The 14,947-nt window shown below is 70.9% G+C and carries 13 protein-coding genes; 3 read left to right on the forward strand and 10 right to left on the reverse strand.

Annotation, left to right across the window (positions count from 1 at the left end; translation table 11 throughout):
* Positions 1-98: 98 nt before the first annotated feature.
* The 10 genes from ACFYPC_RS25165 to ACFYPC_RS25210 all read right to left on the reverse strand — a co-directional run bounded on the left by ACFYPC_RS25165 (position 99) and on the right by ACFYPC_RS25210 (position 10,824).
* Entirely contained in the window at positions 99-1,622 is a 1,524-nt protein-coding gene (locus tag ACFYPC_RS25165; protein WP_388680193.1) for an NADH-quinone oxidoreductase subunit N, read from the reverse strand.
* Complete coding sequence (locus ACFYPC_RS25170; RefSeq protein WP_388680196.1) at positions 1,619-3,196, reverse strand: NADH-quinone oxidoreductase subunit M; 1,578 nt, start codon at positions 3,194-3,196, stop codon at positions 1,619-1,621. Before ACFYPC_RS25170 ends, ACFYPC_RS25165 begins: the two co-directional genes overlap by 4 nt.
* Positions 3,197-3,202: 6 nt before the next feature.
* The gene (locus ACFYPC_RS25175; RefSeq protein WP_388680199.1) at positions 3,203-5,194 is read right to left on the reverse strand and encodes an NADH-quinone oxidoreductase subunit L; all 1,992 of its coding nucleotides are present in this window, start codon (positions 5,192-5,194) and stop codon (positions 3,203-3,205) included.
* A complete protein-coding gene (nuoK, locus tag ACFYPC_RS25180; RefSeq protein WP_388680202.1) occupies positions 5,191-5,634 on the reverse strand; it encodes an NADH-quinone oxidoreductase subunit NuoK in 444 nt (147 codons plus the stop codon). Before nuoK ends, ACFYPC_RS25175 begins: the two co-directional genes overlap by 4 nt.
* Positions 5,634-6,416, reverse strand: coding sequence for an NADH-quinone oxidoreductase subunit J (locus tag ACFYPC_RS25185; protein ID WP_388680665.1), 783 nt, complete (start codon positions 6,414-6,416; stop codon positions 5,634-5,636). The genes nuoK and ACFYPC_RS25185 overlap by 1 nt, the downstream gene beginning before the upstream one ends.
* A gap of 35 nt (positions 6,417-6,451) precedes the next feature.
* Positions 6,452-7,087: a 4Fe-4S binding protein gene (locus ACFYPC_RS25190; RefSeq protein ID WP_388680205.1), complete on the reverse strand. Its 636-nt coding sequence runs from the start codon at positions 7,085-7,087 to the stop codon at positions 6,452-6,454.
* A 110-nt stretch (positions 7,088-7,197) separates the two neighbouring features.
* Positions 7,198-8,166, reverse strand: a complete 969-nt coding sequence (locus tag ACFYPC_RS25195; RefSeq protein ID WP_388680208.1) for an NADH-quinone oxidoreductase subunit H — start codon at positions 8,164-8,166, stop codon at positions 7,198-7,200.
* Entirely contained in the window at positions 8,163-9,671 is a 1,509-nt protein-coding gene (locus ACFYPC_RS25200) for an NADH-quinone oxidoreductase subunit C (protein WP_388680210.1), read from the reverse strand. The genes ACFYPC_RS25195 and ACFYPC_RS25200 overlap by 4 nt, the downstream gene beginning before the upstream one ends.
* Positions 9,668-10,420, reverse strand: a complete 753-nt coding sequence (locus ACFYPC_RS25205) for an NADH-quinone oxidoreductase subunit B (RefSeq protein ID WP_388680212.1) — start codon at positions 10,418-10,420, stop codon at positions 9,668-9,670. The genes ACFYPC_RS25200 and ACFYPC_RS25205 overlap by 4 nt, the downstream gene beginning before the upstream one ends.
* Complete coding sequence (locus ACFYPC_RS25210) at positions 10,411-10,824, reverse strand: NADH-quinone oxidoreductase subunit A (RefSeq protein WP_388680215.1); 414 nt, start codon at positions 10,822-10,824, stop codon at positions 10,411-10,413. The genes ACFYPC_RS25205 and ACFYPC_RS25210 overlap by 10 nt, the downstream gene beginning before the upstream one ends.
* Positions 10,825-11,033: 209 nt before the next feature.
* Here ACFYPC_RS25210 and ACFYPC_RS25215 point away from each other — a divergent pair, with 209 nt between their 5' ends.
* The 3 genes from ACFYPC_RS25215 to ACFYPC_RS25225 all read left to right on the forward strand — a co-directional run bounded on the left by ACFYPC_RS25215 (position 11,034) and on the right by ACFYPC_RS25225 (position 14,916).
* The gene (locus ACFYPC_RS25215) at positions 11,034-12,302 is read left to right on the forward strand and encodes a sensor histidine kinase (protein ID WP_388680217.1); all 1,269 of its coding nucleotides are present in this window, start codon (positions 11,034-11,036) and stop codon (positions 12,300-12,302) included.
* Between the two features lie 265 nt (positions 12,303-12,567).
* Positions 12,568-13,923 carry a sensor histidine kinase gene (locus ACFYPC_RS25220; protein WP_388680220.1) on the forward strand — a complete coding sequence of 452 codons (1,356 nt, stop codon included), beginning with the start codon at positions 12,568-12,570 and terminating at the stop codon, positions 13,921-13,923.
* Positions 13,924-14,244: 321 nt separating this feature from the next.
* The gene (locus tag ACFYPC_RS25225) at positions 14,245-14,916 is read left to right on the forward strand and encodes a response regulator (protein WP_388680224.1); all 672 of its coding nucleotides are present in this window, start codon (positions 14,245-14,247) and stop codon (positions 14,914-14,916) included.
* Positions 14,917-14,947: the final 31 nt, after the last annotated feature.

Consider the following 14,947-nt stretch of genomic DNA (forward strand, 5'->3'; position numbering starts at 1 on the left):
CCGGTCAACGCCAGACGAGGAGCACTAGTTCCCTTGTGCGCGCACCTGCGGGCGTGGTCCGTCCGGGTGACGGTCCACGCGCGCGTGCCCGATGGACGTCAGAAAAGGGCGGTCGCCGAGAAGCGAAGGGCCAGCTGTGGCGCTCCCGAGAGGGCGATGCCGAGGACTGCTGCCAGGGCGATCGCCGCCGTGAGCGGGGCCGGGACTCGGTGCTTGGCGGGTTCGCCTTGGGGAGCGCGGAACAGCAGTGCCGTCCATTGCAGGTAGTAGAAGAGCGCGATCACCACGTTGACGGCCATGACCACGGCCAGCCAGCCGAGGCCGGCGTCGACGGCCGCCGAGAAGACGGTCACCTTGGCGAAGAGGCCGATGATGCCCGGCGGCAGGCCGGCGAGGCAGAGCAGGAAGAAGCCGAGGAGCAGTGCCGACAAGGGGCTCGCCGCGTAGAGGCCCCGGTAGTCGCTGATGCGGTTGCGGGGGCTCGTACGGGCGACTAGGGCGGCCACGGCGAAGGCGCCGAGGTTCACGGCGGCGTACATGAGGGCGTAGGCGACGGTGGAGCCGATGGCTTTCTCCGCGTCCTTGGAGTATGCGGCTGCCGCGATCGGCACCAGGAGGTAGCCGGCCTGGCCCACGGAGGACCAGGCGAGCAGCCTTACCGCGCTGTACGCGCGCGTGGCCTGTTGCCGAAGGGCGCCGACGTTGCCGACCGTCATGGTGAGGGCGGCCAGGGCGGCGAGTGCCGGGCCCCAGACGTCGGCGTATGACGGGAAGGCGACGACGGTGACGAGGATGAGCCCGGAGAAGCCGACCGCCTTGCCGACGACCGACAGGTAGGCGGCGATCGGCAAAGGCGCCCCTACGTAGGTGTCGGGCACCCAGAAGTGGAAGGGCACGGCGGCCGTCTTGAAGGCGAAGCCGACGAGGGTGAGGGCGACGCCTGCCTGGGCGAGCGTGTGGAACTGGCTGTCGACCTGCTGGATCTTGTCCGCGATCTCGGTGAGGTAGAGAGTGCCCGTCGTGGCGTAGACGAAGCTGACGCCCATCAGGCTCACGGCGGTCGCGGTGACGGATGACAGGAAGAACTTCAGGGCCGCTTCGGAGGATTTCTTGTCGCCGCGCTTGATGCCGACGAGGGCGAAGGCGGGCAGGGAGGCGACTTCCAGGGCGACGATGAGGGTCGCGAGGTCGCGCGAGGCCGGGAGCAGGGCGGCGCCCGCGGCGGAGGAGAGCAACAGGAACCAGTACTCCCCTTCGGGGAGTTCCCTGTTGGCGTCCTTCAGGGCGGTGACCGAGAGCAGTGCCGTCAGGAGGGCGCCGCCGAGGACCAGGAGTTGGATGACGAGTGTGAAGCGGTCCGCCGTGTAGCTGCAGGCGTCGCCGTCGCCGGTCAGGCAGAAGGTGGCGCGGTCGCCGTCCAGGAGGGGCAGCAGCGTGAGCGTGGCCGCGGCGAGTCCCGCGACCGACACCCAGCCGAGCATCGGTTTCTTGGCGGCGCCGAGGAAGAGGTCGGCGACGAGCACGATGAGTCCGACGACCGCGGCGATGGTGGGGGGTGCGATCGCGAGCCAGTCGACGGACTGGACGAGGGACTGAGCCGCGGGCTGGGCCAGGGAGCTCATCGGGTGCCTCCTGCGAAGAGCTGCTGTACGGCCGGGTCGGTCAGGCCGAGGAGGGCCTTTGGCCAGAGTCCGGCGACGACCGTGAGGACGACGAGGGGGGCCCAGGCGGCGAACTCGTAGCTCTTGATGTCGGCGAGTTTCGGACTCTCCGGCTGTGGGGTGGCGCCCATGCAGACGCGGCGTACCACGAGGAGCATGTACGCGGCGGTGAGCAGCGTGCCGAAGGCGGCGATCGCCATGAACGTCAGGAACGCGGGGCGGCTGAGGTCGTCGGCGGGCTTGAACGCGCCGAACAGCGCCAGCATCTCGCCCCAGAATCCGGCGAGGCCCGGCAGCCCGAGCGAGGCGACCGCGGCGAAGGCGAGGAGGCCGCCGAAGCGGGGGGCCTTGCCGTAGAGGGCGGCTCCGGTCTCCTCGGCGAGGGCGTCGAGGTCGGTGGTGCCCGTGCGGTCCTTCAGCGCGCCGACGAGGAAGAAGAGCAGGCCGGTGATGAGGCCGTGGGCGATGTTGGCGAACAGCGCGCCGTTCACGCCGGTCGGGGTCATCGTGGCGATGCCGAGCAGTACGAAGCCCATGTGGCCGACGGACGAGTACGCGATGAGGCGCTTGAGGTCGCCCTTGGCGCCCTGTTTGGCGAGGGCGAGGCAGGCCAGGGATCCGTAGATGATCCCGACCACCGCGAGGGCGGCGAGGTACGGGGCGAAGGTGCGCATGCCCTCGGGTGCGATCGGCAGCAGAATGCGGACGAATCCGTACGTACCCATCTTGAGCATGACGCCGGCCAGCAGGACCGAGCCGACGGTGGGTGCGGCGGTGTGGGCGTCCGGCAGCCAGCTGTGCAGTGGCCACATCGGCGTCTTGACCGCGAGTCCGATTCCGATCGCCAAAACGGCGATGACCTGCACAGATGTGGTCAGCGACCGGCCGTTGTCAGTGGCGAGTGCCACCATGTCGAATGTGCCGGACTTGATTCCGATCAGGAGCAGGCCCAGCAGCATGACGACGGAGCCGAGCAGTGTGTAGAGGATGAACTTCCAGGCGGCCTGGGTCCGTTGCTCACCGCCCCAGCGGGCGATGAGGAAGTACATCGGGATGAGCACCATCTCGAACGCGAGGAAGAACAGCAGCAGATCGAGGACGGCGAAGGTGGCGAGGGTGCCGGACTCGAGCACGAGGACGAGTGCGACGAAGGCCTTCGGGGTCGGGCCCGCGGGCATCTTGAAGTAGCTGTACAGCGCGCAGAGGAAGGTCAGCAGCGCGGTGAGGACGAGGAGGGGGAGGGAAATGCCGTCGATGCCGAGGTGGATCCGCACGTCGAGCGCGGGGATCCAGCTGATGTCCGTCGTGGCCTGCATCCTGGACGGGTGGCGGTGGTCGAAGCCGAGCGTGAGGACGATCGCGGCGACGAGGACCGCGCCGGTGACGGTCACGCCGTGCCGGAGTACGGCCTGCTCGGGCGACTTTCCCTTCAGTCCGGGCGGGGCCGGCAGAAGAGCCGCGGCGGCGCCGATGAGCGGGCCGACGACGATGAATGCCAGAAGGATCTGCATCACGGATTCACTGATATCGATCACGCCTGCTCACGCTCCCGTGGCGACTAGGAGGGCGGCGACCACCAGGACGACGGCGCCGGCGAGCAGCGCGCTCACATAGGTCTGCACATTGCCGGTCTGGGCGCGCCGGACCGCCTCGCCGAGCCAGCGGGGCAGGGCGGCCGCGCCGCGTACGTAGGTGTCGACGACCTCGCGGTCGAGGAACTGGACGAGTGCGGCTCCGGCCTGGACCGGGCGGACGAACAGTGCCGTGTACACGGCGTCGAGGTGGAAGCCGACGGCCGCGTGACGGTGCAGTGGCCCGAGGAGCAGTCGGCCAGGGTCCGCCGGGTCGGGGGTGTAGGCCACGTCTTCGTAGGCGGGCGCGTGGCTTGCGATCGCCTCGGCTTCGACCAGGCCGGCATCGGCGTCGGGGTGGGCCGCGACCGCGCCCAGCGGGGTGTGTGCTGCCAGCGTGCGGGTGTGCTGCCAGGCACCGTAGGTGACGATCACGCCGACCAGCGCGAGCCCCGTGCCGAGGACGGAGGTGGTGAGGACCGGCGCCAGGTCGCGGCCGTCGAACCAGTCGGGCAGCGGGCCGTACGCCAGACCGAGGGCGAGCGACGGGACGGCGAGCACCCACAGCACGGCGGTCATGGTGAGCGGCTGCCTGCCGTGGTCGGGGGCCTCGACACCCCGGCCGCGGAAGGCGAGCAGCCACAGCCGGGTGGCGTACGCGGCTGTGAGCACGGCGCTGACCAGGCCGGCGACGAGGACGATCCAGCCCGCGGCGCCGGGGGCGTGCTCGGTGTGGCCGATGGCGACGTGCTCGGCGGCGCCGAGCACGGCCTCCTTGGAGAAGAAGCCGCTGAACGGCGGGATGGCGATGAGTGCGAGCAGCGCCACGGTCATCGTCCAGTAGGCGTCGGGGACGCGGGCGCGCAGGTCCTTCATACGGGACATGGCGGCGAGCGAGTTGGTGCCGGAGGCGTGGATGATCACGCCGGCGGTGAGGAACAGCAGCGCCTTGAAGGCGCCGTGGGACAGGAGGTGGAAGACGGCGGCACCGCGGTCGCCGACGGCGAGTGCACCGGTCATGTAGCCGAGCTGGCCGATCGTCGAGTAGGCGAGGACGCGCTTGATGTCGTCCTGGGCGAGCGCGGCGAGCCCCGAACCGGCCATCGTGACGGCGGCCATGACGGCGAGGACGACCATCGCGGCCGAGGAGGCCTGGAAGACGGGAAGGAGCCGGGCGATGAAGTAGACACCGGCGGCGACCATCGTCGCGGCGTGGATCAGCGCGGAGACGGGAGTTGGGCCGGCCATCGCGTCGGGCAGCCAGGTGTGCAGCGGGAACTGCGCCGACTTGCCCGCCACACCGGCGAGGAGGAGCAGCGCGATCAGCGTCGGGTGGTCCAGGCCGCCGCTCGCGACGGTGCCGAGGACCTTGGTGATGCGGAAGGAGCCGGCGTCGGTGGCGAGGGCGAACAGCCCGATCAGGAAGGGGACATCGCCGAGCTTGGTGACCAGGAAGGCCTTGATCGAGGCGGCTCGTGCCTCGGGGGTCTCCCAGTAGTGGCCGACCAGGAAGTACGAGCAGATGCCCATGATCTCCCAGCCGACCAGGAGCACGATCAGGTCGCCGGAGTAGACGACAAGCAGCATCGCGGAGGTGAAGAGGGAGACGAGGGCGGCGTACGAGGGGTAGCGCGGGTCGTCGCGCAGGTAGCCCGTCGAGTAGATCTGCACGCAGGAGGCGACCAGGCCGACCAGGACGGCGACGAGGGCGGCGAAGCCGTCGATGTGCAGGGCCAGTTCGATGGGGACGGAGCCGGTGGGCGTCAGCTCGGTGGCGGCGTCGACGGCCTGGTCGCCGCCCTGCCGTACGGCGACCACCACGGCGAGGGCGAACGCCGCGAGAGTGGGGAGTACGGCGAGGGGGCGCACGAAGCCGGGGGCCGTTCGGCCGAGGAGGAGGCCGGTCACGGCGCCCAAGGACGGAAGAAGGGGGACGAGGACGGCCAGGGTGGTCGTGGTCACGCGGTGGCCTCAGCCTTCTCGACCGGCGGGGCGGCAGCTGATTCGGGGCCACCGCTGCGGGGCCCGTCACTGCGGGAGCCGTCATCGTCGGGGCCATCTTCGTCGGGGCCGTCTGTGTCCGAGCCCTCGGCGGTGTCGCGGAGCTTGTCGATGTCCGAGGTGCCGCGGTTGCGGTGGACGGCGAGGACGATCGCCAGGCCGATGCCGATCTCGGCGGCGGCGATGGCGATGGTGAAGAGGGTCAGGGCCTGGCCGGAGTGCAGGGTGTCCTGGGCGGTCTTGCTCAGCCAGACGTCGAAGGCGACGAGGTTGAGGTTGACGGCGTTGAGCATCAGCTCGACGGACATCAGGACCAGGATCGCGTTGCGGCGCGCGAGGACTCCGTACAGGCCGGTGCAGAAGAGGAGGGCGGAGAGCACGGCGGGGTAGGCGAGGTGCATCAGCGGGTGCCTTCCTTCTCGCTCCGGGGCGGAGGCGTCTCACGCCGGGGCGGAGGCGTCTCGCTCGTGGCCGGAGGCGTCGCGCTCTCGGCCGGGGGCGTCGCGCTCTGGGTCGAGGGCGTCTCACGCCGGGCCGGAGGTGTCTCCCGCCGTGCTGGCGGAGCGGCGGGGGCGGTCCCGGTGGTTGGGATGTTCCTGGGACCCGGGGCGCCGGAGGTGGTCGCCGTGACCTCCTTCGCCTTGCGGGAGAGGACGATTGCACCGACCAGGGCGGCGAGGAGAAGGACGGAGAGGGCCTCGAAGGGGAGGACCCAGTTCTGGAAGAGGGCCTTGCCGGTCACCTCGGTGGAGCCGGCGGCTGCGCCCTCCAGGTCCATCCAGGTTGTGCGGAAGGCGTCGACGACGACCCAGACCAGGGCGCCCGCGGAGGCGACGGCCACAGTCAGGGCGGCCCAGCGGTTGCCGGAGTCGGCATCCGGGGAGCGGCCGATGGGGGCTTTGGTGAGCATCAGACCGAACAGGAGGAGGACGACGACGGAACCGACGTAGATGAGGACCTGCACCCAGGCGATGAACTCTGCGGTGAGCAGAAGGTATTCGACGGCGAGGCCGCCGAGCGCGACCACCAGCCACAGGGCGGCGTGCACCAGCTGCTTGGTGGTGACGGTGACGATCGCGGCGCCGAGGGTGACCAGGCCGACGAGGAGGAAGGCAATCTCGACGCCGGTCGGGGACAGGAAGCCGTGGCTTTCGGCGGCGGCCGAGTTGGCGGTGACGGTCACTGCGTGCGCCGCCGTGACCGTGGCTGTTGCGACACTCACGACTCGCCCTCCTGCGGATCGGCGGAGTCGGGCTGGGCGGAGCGCTCGGGCCGGGCCGTGGGTTCGGCCTGGGCGGAGGACTCGGGGTGGGCAGAGGACTCGGGGCGGGCCGTGGGTTCGGCCTGGTTGGGCGGTTCGGTCGAGACCGGGGCCGGGGGGTCGGTCTGGGCTGCCGCGAGCTTCTCGGCTGATTTGCGGGCGGCGGCCAGTTCCTTGGGCTCCTCGGCGGCGGGGTCCAGGGCGGGCGGAGCGGGAACCGTCCACATCCACTCGCGGAGCTTGTCGCGCTCGTGGGTGAGTTCGTGGATGTCGGTCTCGGCGTACTCGAACTCCGGGGACCAGAACAGCGCGTCGAAAGGGCAGACCTCGATGCAGATACCGCAGTACATGCACAGGGCGAAGTCGATGGCGAAGCGGTCGAGGACGTTGCGGCTGCGCTCGCGGCCGCCGGGGGCGGCGGGCGGGACCGTCTCCTTGTGGGAGTCGATGTAGATGCACCAGTCCGGGCACTCTCGGGCGCAGAGCATGCAGACCGTGCAGTTCTCTTCGAAGAGGCCGATGACGCCGCGGGTGCGGGGCGGAAGTTCGGGCTGGGCGTCCGGGTACTGCGCGGTGACGGTCTTCTTCGTCATCGTACGGAGGGTGACGGCCAGGCCCTTGGCAAGGCCGCTGCCAGGGATCGACAGGCGGGGCCGCCCGGAGGGCGTCGTTGAGGAGTGGTGGTCGGGTGACGGGCGGGACATCAGGAGATCACCACCTTGACGATGCCGGTGAGGGCGATCTGGGCGAGGGCGAGGGGGACGAGGAGGGTCCAGGCGAGTTTCTGGAGCTGGTCCTCGCGGAGGCGGGGGTAGGTGACGCGCAGCCAGATGACGACGAACGCCAGGACGGCAGCCTTGAGAAGGGTCCAGACCCAGCCGAGACCGTCGGCGCCCCAGGGGCCGTGCCAGCCGCCCAGGAAGAGGACGGTGGTCAGACCGCACAGGACGACGATTCCGGCGTACTCGGCGAGGAGGAACAGGGCGAAGCGGAGGCCGGTGTATTCGGTGTACGCGCCGAAGATGATCTCCGAGTCGGCGACGGGCATGTCGAAGGGGGGCCGTTGCAACTCCGCGAGGCCTGCCACGAAGAAGACGATCGCGCCGACGATCTGCCACGGCAGCCACCACCACTCGAAGGCGTCCACGATGCCGGGGAGGGAGACGGTGCCGGCCGCCATCGCGACGGAGGCAGCGGTGAGGAGCATCGGGAGTTCGTAGGCGAGGAGTTGGGCGGCGGTGCGGAGGCCGCCGAGAAGGGAGAACTTGTTGGCCGACGCCCAGCCCGCCATGAGTGAGCCGAGGACACCTACGCCCATGACGGCGAGTACGAAGAAGATGCCCGCGTCGACGACCTCGCCGACGGCGCCCTCGCCCGGGCCGATGGGGATGGCGAGGAGGACCAGGAGGTACGGGAGGAGCGCCACAGCTGGGGCGAGTTGGAAGACACGACGGTCTGCCCCTGCGGGGACGATGTCTTCCTTCTGCGCGAACTTGACGCCGTCCGCGACGAGTTGGGCCCAGCCGTGGAATCCGCCCGCGTACATCGGACCAAGGCGGCCCTGCATGTGGGCCATCACCTTGTGCTCGGCCTGACCGACGATCAGGGGGAACGTGAGGAACACGACGAAGACGACGAGGAGTCGCAGGGCGACGTCGAGAGCGTCGTTCACTGCGTGCCTCCGGAGGGGTCGTCGGGGTCGGGGGTCGGGGTGGAGGTGGGGGTGGAATTGGGGGTGGAATTGGACGTGGACGTGGAGGTATCGGGGCCGGGGGGTGCGTCTGGCTGTTTCGGGGGAGCTTCGGGTTCCGGGGACGGTCCGGCCTGCCGGGCCTTCGGAGCCTGTGGGGCCTGTGGGACCTGTGGGGCCTGTGGGACGGGGACCTCTTGGTCCGGGGCAGCCACCGGCTCCGGCTCCGGCTCCGGCTCCGGCTCCGGTGCAGCCTCAGGTCGCTGCTCCCGATCCGCCTCCTGCGCCGGTTCCTGCGTCGCTTCATGCGCCGGTTTTTGCGCCGGTTTTTGCGCCGGCTCCTCCGTCGCTTCGCCCGTCGCTTCCTTCGTCGGCTCGTGCTCGTCGAAAGCGGGGCGGGCGTGGTGCCAAGGGGCGTCCGAGGCGCGGGGGGCGGCGGGGCTTGGCGGCGCCGCGGGGGCCGTCGGCTCAGAGAGCGTCGGCTCAGGGGCCGTGGGCTCAGAGACCGTCGGTTCAGGAGCCCCCGGGGCGTCCGGAGTCGTGGGTGCCTGCGGAGCCCGAGCACCGGGATCCGCCGGAGGTGCCGCAGCCCCCGGGGCAGGTGTCGCCCCCTGGGCAGGTGTCGCCCCCGGCTCGTCGGCCGCCGGAGCCGTGGCCCCCTGCTGGCTGACCGACCCCTGACTCGCGCTCCGAGCCCGGCGCGGCGTCCCCGGCGCCCCCGGAGCGCCGGCAGCAGCACTCGCACCGGCAGAGCCCGTGCCCACCGGCCCCCTGTCCGCAGGCCCCGCTTCCGCGGAACCCGCACCCGTCGTCTGGCTGGCCGAGCCCTCGCCCGCCGTGCGGGCCCGGCGTGCCGGGCGGTCGCCGGTCGGGCGGGGGGTGCCGCGGGCGGGGCGGGCCGGCGCCGGCGGGAGCTGGCCCTTGAGGGGGCCCCACTCGTTGGGGTCGGGGACGCCGGGCGGGAGCATCTGGCGGCGCTTCGGGCCCCCGTGGCCAGCACCCGCCGCAGGCTCCCCGGGCTCCTTCGCGCCGGGCCAGGCCTTGGCGACGCGCGCGGCGAGGACGAAGTCCTTGCGGAGGGGGTGGCCCTCGAAGTTCTCCGGCAGGAGCAGGTGGTCCAGGCCCGGGTGGCCCTCGAAGGTGACGCCGAACATCTCGTGCGTCTCGCGCTCGTGCCAACCGGCGCCGGCGTACACGGACACGGCCGACGGGAGGACGGGCGCGGAGTGCGGGACCGTCGTACGGAGGAGGAGGCGCCGTAGCGGACTCAATGCCGCCACATGCGCCATGACGCGGAAGCCCATGGCCGGTTCGTCGACGGCGCTCAGCCAGTCGAAGTAGGTGCAGCCCAGAACCTCGCGTGTGGTCTCCAGGGCCGCAATCCAGGAGGCGGGCGGGACGTCGACGGTCAGGACCTCGTACGACTCCTCGGCTGTGGCCTCGGGGCCGAACAGTTCCTCGACAGGAGCGGGGAGCCAGCCGGTCATCGGGCGTCTCCCAAGTCCTGGGACGGGGATGGGGACGGGGAGGGGGAGGGTGCCACGTCCGGGGCCGGGGACGGGGCCGGGGCCGGGGCCGGGGCCGGGGGCTGGACCAGACCGCTCTGGAGGGCGGCCGTCGACGGTCGTGACACCGACCCGTACCGCTCGCCCAGGGACTCGCGGGCGATCTTTTCCTGGAGTTTCAGGATGCCCTGGAGGAGGGCTTCCGGGCGGGGCGGGCAGCCCGGCACGTAGACGTCGACCGGGATGATCTGGTCGACACCCTTGGTGACGGAGTACGAATCCCAGTACGGGCCACCGCAGTTGGAGCAGGCGCCGAAGGAGATGACGTACTTGGGCTCGGGCATCTGCTCGTAGAGACGCTTCACCGCCGGCGCCATCTTGTCCGTGACCGTGCCTGACACCACCATCAGGTCGGCCTGGCGCGGTCCGGGCGCGAAGGGGATCACGCCGAGCCGGATGAAGTCGTGCCGGGCCATGGACGCGGCGATGAACTCGATGGCGCAGCAGGCGAGGCCGAAGTTGAAGACCCAGAGCGAGTAGCGGCGGCCCCAGTTGAGGACCACCTTCATCGGCTCGGGGGCCAGCCGGGAGAGCGCGCCGAGGCGCTGGGGTTCCGGCACGAAAACCGGCTGCCCGGAGGTCACCGAATGCCCTGAGGTCTCGGGCTGTCCGGAGGTCTCGGGGGTCTCGGGGGTCTCGGGGGTCTCGGGGGTCTCGGGGGTCACGTCCATTCCAGGACGCCCTTCTTGTAGGCGTACAGCAGGCCCACGGCCAGGAAGCCGAGGAAGATGAACATCTCCACGAGCGTCGCCGCGCCGTAGCCGGGTGCGGCGAAGACGGTCGCCCAGGGGAAGAGGAAGATCGAGTCGACGGCGAAGATCACGTAGAGGAAGGCGTAGACGTAGTAGCGGACCTGGGTGTGGGCCCAGCCCTCGCCGACGGGGTCGACGCCGCACTCGTACGTCAGGAGTTTCTCGGGAGTGGGGACGATCGGCCGCAGCAGACGTCCCGCCCCGAATGCGACGGCGACGAACAGCACGCCGACGACGGCGAGAAGCCCGACGACCGAGTACGACTGGAAGTAGTCCGCCGCGACAGCGGTCCCGGTTGCCGTGACAACGGTCGGTTCCGGCACTTCAGCCCTCACTCCCTCTGTGCTGCGCCTCGTTCGACGATCTGTACGGACGGGAGTCTAGAGCCTGCTAAAGAAACGGTAAGCAGCCCGTCACGGCCGGGCGTGAGCGGAGTTGCCGCCCGGGTCCGCTCCGGGGTGGGGTTTTCCCCAGTGGATCCCGGAGGTCCGCCTCATGGCGCCGCGGCTCGCGGCCGGGCACGCTAGCGGATATGACCGAACGCAGCCCACTCCCCGGACCGCCGGACAGAACGTCCGACGTTGACCGGCTCCCTCCCGCGCGCTTCGCCCTCGACGGACAGACGTGGAAGGAGATCGCGCATCTGCTCGCCAATCTGCCGGTGGCACTGCTCGGATTCACCTATGTGGTGACAGTGCTGTTCACGGGCGTCGGGCTGACCGTGACCGTGATCGGACTTCCGTTGCTCGCGGCCGGGCTGATGGGTGCGCGCCTGCTGGGCAGGATGGAGCGGGCCAGGGCCCGGGCGCTGCTCGGGGTGCGGATCGACGAGCCGAGCCCGCTGCCGTTGCGCGGCCGGGGCGGGTTCTTCGCCCAGCTGTGGCTGGCGCTGAAAGACCCGGTGGGCTGGCGAACGGTCCTGTACGACTTCATACGGCTGCCCTGGGGCATCCTCACCTTCACGATCACGCTCACGTCGCTGTTCGTGCTGTGGCCGGTGCTGCCGTTCCTCGCGCGGGGGCTGACGAACGTGGACCGGGCCATGGTGCGCGGGCTGCTGTCGCCCTCCGAGGATCTGGAGCGGCGTATCGCCGAACTTGAGTCGGACCGGGGGGTCGTGGTCGACACCGCCGCCGCCGACCTGCGGCGCATCGAGCGCGATCTGCACGACGGGGCACAGGCCCGGCTGGTCAATCTGGCGATGGGGCTCGGGCTGGCCAAGGAGAAGCTCCTGGAGGGCCAGGCCGACGACACCGTCGCGGCCATGGTCGACGAGGCGCACGGCGAGGTGAAGCTCGCGCTGCAGGAACTGCGCGACCTGGCCCGCGGCATCCACCCGGCCGTCCTCACCGACCGAGGCCTCGACGCCGCGCTGTCCGCGGTCGCCTCGCGCTGCACCGTGCCGGTGAAGGTGACGGCCGACCTGGATGCGCGACCGGCCGCGGCGATCGAGGGCATCGCGTACTTCACCGTCTCCGAACTCCTGCAGAACATCAGCAAGCACAGCGGTGCGCGGTCCGCGTCCGTCGACGTGTGGCGGACGGACGAGCGGCTGCTCATCCAGGTGTGGGACGACGGGAACGGCGGGGCCAGCATCGACGGCGGTACGGGTATGGCGGGGCTCGCGGACCGGCTCGGCGCCGTCGACGGCCTCTTCGTCATCGATTCGCCGCCCGGCGGTCCGACCGTCATCACGGCGGAGCTGCCCTGGCGGGACCGGGACCGGGACCGGAACCAGCGCCGGGACGGAGACGCGGACCGGGACCAAGACCAGGACCGGCGGGACGAGCCCGCGCTGTAGTGGTCACAGTCACTCGGTCCGTCAGCCTGTCCGTTCGTCCGTCCGCGTTTCGTCCGTCAGCGCGTTTCGTCCGTCAGCGCGTGCCGCCCGGCGTTCCGGCGTCCCCCGCCGGCCGCCCGGCCGCCCGCCCAGCCGCCCGCCCGGCCGCCGAGGTAGGGAAAACCCCCGCTCCAAGACGCCGACGCGCTCCATGGTCGCTGGGCGCCGTGGACAGCAGGGTTGAGGTACGAGCAGACGAGCAGGACGAGCAGAACGGACGGGACCAATGGCCACGGATTACGGACAGGGGTACGGGCAGCACGGTGGGCCCGGATTCCACGGGGCGGGTGCCGGTGAACGGCGGCTGCGTCTCCCGGCCCCGTTGCGGGCGCCGATCGAGGCCCGCAGCTGGCGTGAGTTCGGCTACGTGATGCTGAGCCTGCCGCTCGGCATCCTCATGTTCACGTACGCCGTCACGATGTTCTCGCTCGGCGCGGGCCTGCTGATCACCTTCCTCGGAGTCCCGGTGCTCGCCGGCGCCCTGGCCGGCTGCCGCGGGTTCGGCTCGCTGGAGCGGGCGCGGGCGCGCCGGCTGCTCGGGGTCGAGGTGGCCGCGCCCGAACCGCTGCGGATGCGGAAGCAGGGGGCGATGGCGTGGATGGGCGCCGTACTCAGGAGCGGAGCGTCCTGGCGGCATCTGCTGTACGCGGTCGTGCAGTTCCCGTGGTCGGTGTTCTCGTTCGTGGTGGCGCTGAACTTCTGGGTGTACGGGTGGGCGCTACTGACGTACCCGCTGTGGTTCTGGGTCTTCCCGATGTACGGGGGGCAGGACGGACTTCAGCTCTACGGCGACGACACGCACAGCGTCTATCTGAACAACCCTTTCGAGATCACCGTGACCGCGCTGGTGGGGCTGCTGTTCACCATGGCCACGCCGTGGATCGTGCGGGGACTGACCACGGTGGACGGGCTGATGGTGCGCGGGCTGCTCGGGCCCTCGCGACTGGCGACGCGGGTGGTCGAGCTGGAGTCGGACCGGGGGGTCGTGGTCGACACCGCCGCCGCGGACCTGCGGCGTATCGAGCGCGATCTGCACGACGGGGCGCAGGCCCGGCTGGTCGCCCTCGCGATGGATCTGGGGCTGGCCAAGGAGAAGCTGACGGAGGACCCGGAGGCGGCCGCGCGGATGGTGGGCGAGGCGCACGGTGAGGTGAAGACGGCGCTGCAGGAGCTGCGCGACCTGGCCCGCGGTATCCACCCGGCGGTCCTCACCGACCGCGGCCTGGACGCCGCGCTGTCCGCGGTGGCCTCGCGGTGCACCGTGCCGGTGCAGGTCGATGTGGATCTGCCGGCCAGGCCCGCACCCGCGATCGAGGGCATCGCCTACTTCACGGTCTCCGAGCTGCTGCAGAACATCAGCAAGCATTCGCGGGCGACGCGCGCCACGGTGGATGTCTGGCGCGTCGAGAACCGGCTGATGCTTCAGGTCGTGGACAACGGGGTGGGCGGCGCCGATGGCTCCGCCGGGTCGGGGCTGGCGGGGCTCTCGGAGCGGCTCGGGGCGGTGGACGGGATCCTGGTGGTGGATTCGCCGGTGGGCGGGCCCACGCGGATCACCGCGGAGCTGCCCTGGCGGGGGTGATTCCCCAGAGGGGCCTGCGCGGCGCGGGGTGTTTTTCCCCCCGCGCCGCCCCTGCATGTTTCCCGTACCCGTACCCGTGCCCGTACCCGTACCCGTGCCCGTGCCCGTGCCCGTGCCCGTAAGAGGCCCGCCCCCCACCCGTTCCCGTACAGGGCCCGCCTCTGCCCGTTCCCGTACCGCGGGGCCCGTCCCACCCGTTCCCGCACCCCCATTTCGGCCTGAACGGCCTCGTCCTCGAACGCCGGACGGGGTGAATCGCTCCCCTCCGGCCCCGATGCTGGAATGCTGGGGAGCTGTCACACAAATGGGGGGCCGAAAATCGTGGAGGACAGGGTGCGGGTCGTCATCGCCGAGGATTCAGTGCTGCTCAGGGAGGGCCTGACCCGGTTGTTGACCGATCGCGGACATGACGTCGTGGCGGGGGTCGGGGACGGGGAAGCGCTGATCAAGACGATCACCGAGTTCGCGGACCGCGATGAGCTGCCGGACGTCGTCGTCGCAGACGTCCGGATGCCGCCGACCCACACCGACGAGGGGGTCAGGGCCGCCGTACAGCTGCGCAAGGCGCATCCCGAACTCGGTGTGCTCGTGCTGTCGCAGTACGTGGAGGAGCAGTACGCCACCGAACTGCTGGCCGGTTCGAGCCGTGGCGTCGGCTATCTGCTCAAGGACCGGGTGGCCGATGTGCGGGAGTTTGTGGACGCGGTGGTGCGGGTGGCCAAGGGCGGTACCGCCCTGGACCCGGAGGTGGTCGCACAGCTGCTCGGGCGCAGCCGCAAGCAGGACGTGCTCGCGGGGCTCACCCCGAGGGAACGGGAAGTGCTGGGACTGATGGCCGAGGGTCGGACCAATTCCGCCGTCGCCCGGCAGCTCGTCGTGAGCGACGGCGCCGTCGAGAAGCACGTCAGCAACATCTTCCTGAAGCTGGGGCTCTCCCCGAGCGACGGGGACCACCGACGTGTCCTGGCGGTGCTCACCTACCTGAAGTCCTGACGGTACCCAACCCGTCCGAACCACTCACCGT

Origin of the sequence: Streptomyces sp. NPDC005808, from assembly GCF_042871385.1 — a bacterium.
Classification (GTDB): Bacteria; Actinomycetota; Actinomycetes; order Streptomycetales; family Streptomycetaceae; genus Streptomyces.

What these genes read in the sequence shown, in the direction of transcription:
- ACFYPC_RS25190 (WP_388680205.1), bottom strand. Translation starts at nt 7,087, where the DNA reads ATGACGAAGAAGACCGTCACCGCGCAGTACCCGGACGCCCAGCCCGAA.
- ACFYPC_RS25200 (WP_388680210.1), bottom strand. Translation starts at nt 9,671, where the DNA reads ATGACCGGCTGGCTCCCCGCTCCTGTCGAGGAACTGTTCGGCCCCGAG.
- ACFYPC_RS25205 (WP_388680212.1), bottom strand. Translation starts at nt 10,420, where the DNA reads ATGGACGTGACCCCCGAGACCCCCGAGACCCCCGAGACCCCCGAGACC.
- nuoK (WP_388680202.1), bottom strand. Translation starts at nt 5,634, where the DNA reads ATGCACCTCGCCTACCCCGCCGTGCTCTCCGCCCTCCTCTTCTGCACC.
- ACFYPC_RS25215 (WP_388680217.1), top strand. Translation starts at nt 11,034, where the DNA reads ATGACCGAACGCAGCCCACTCCCCGGACCGCCGGACAGAACGTCCGAC.
- ACFYPC_RS25165 (WP_388680193.1), bottom strand. Translation starts at nt 1,622, where the DNA reads ATGAGCTCCCTGGCCCAGCCCGCGGCTCAGTCCCTCGTCCAGTCCGTC.
- ACFYPC_RS25220 (WP_388680220.1), top strand. Translation starts at nt 12,568, where the DNA reads ATGGCCACGGATTACGGACAGGGGTACGGGCAGCACGGTGGGCCCGGA.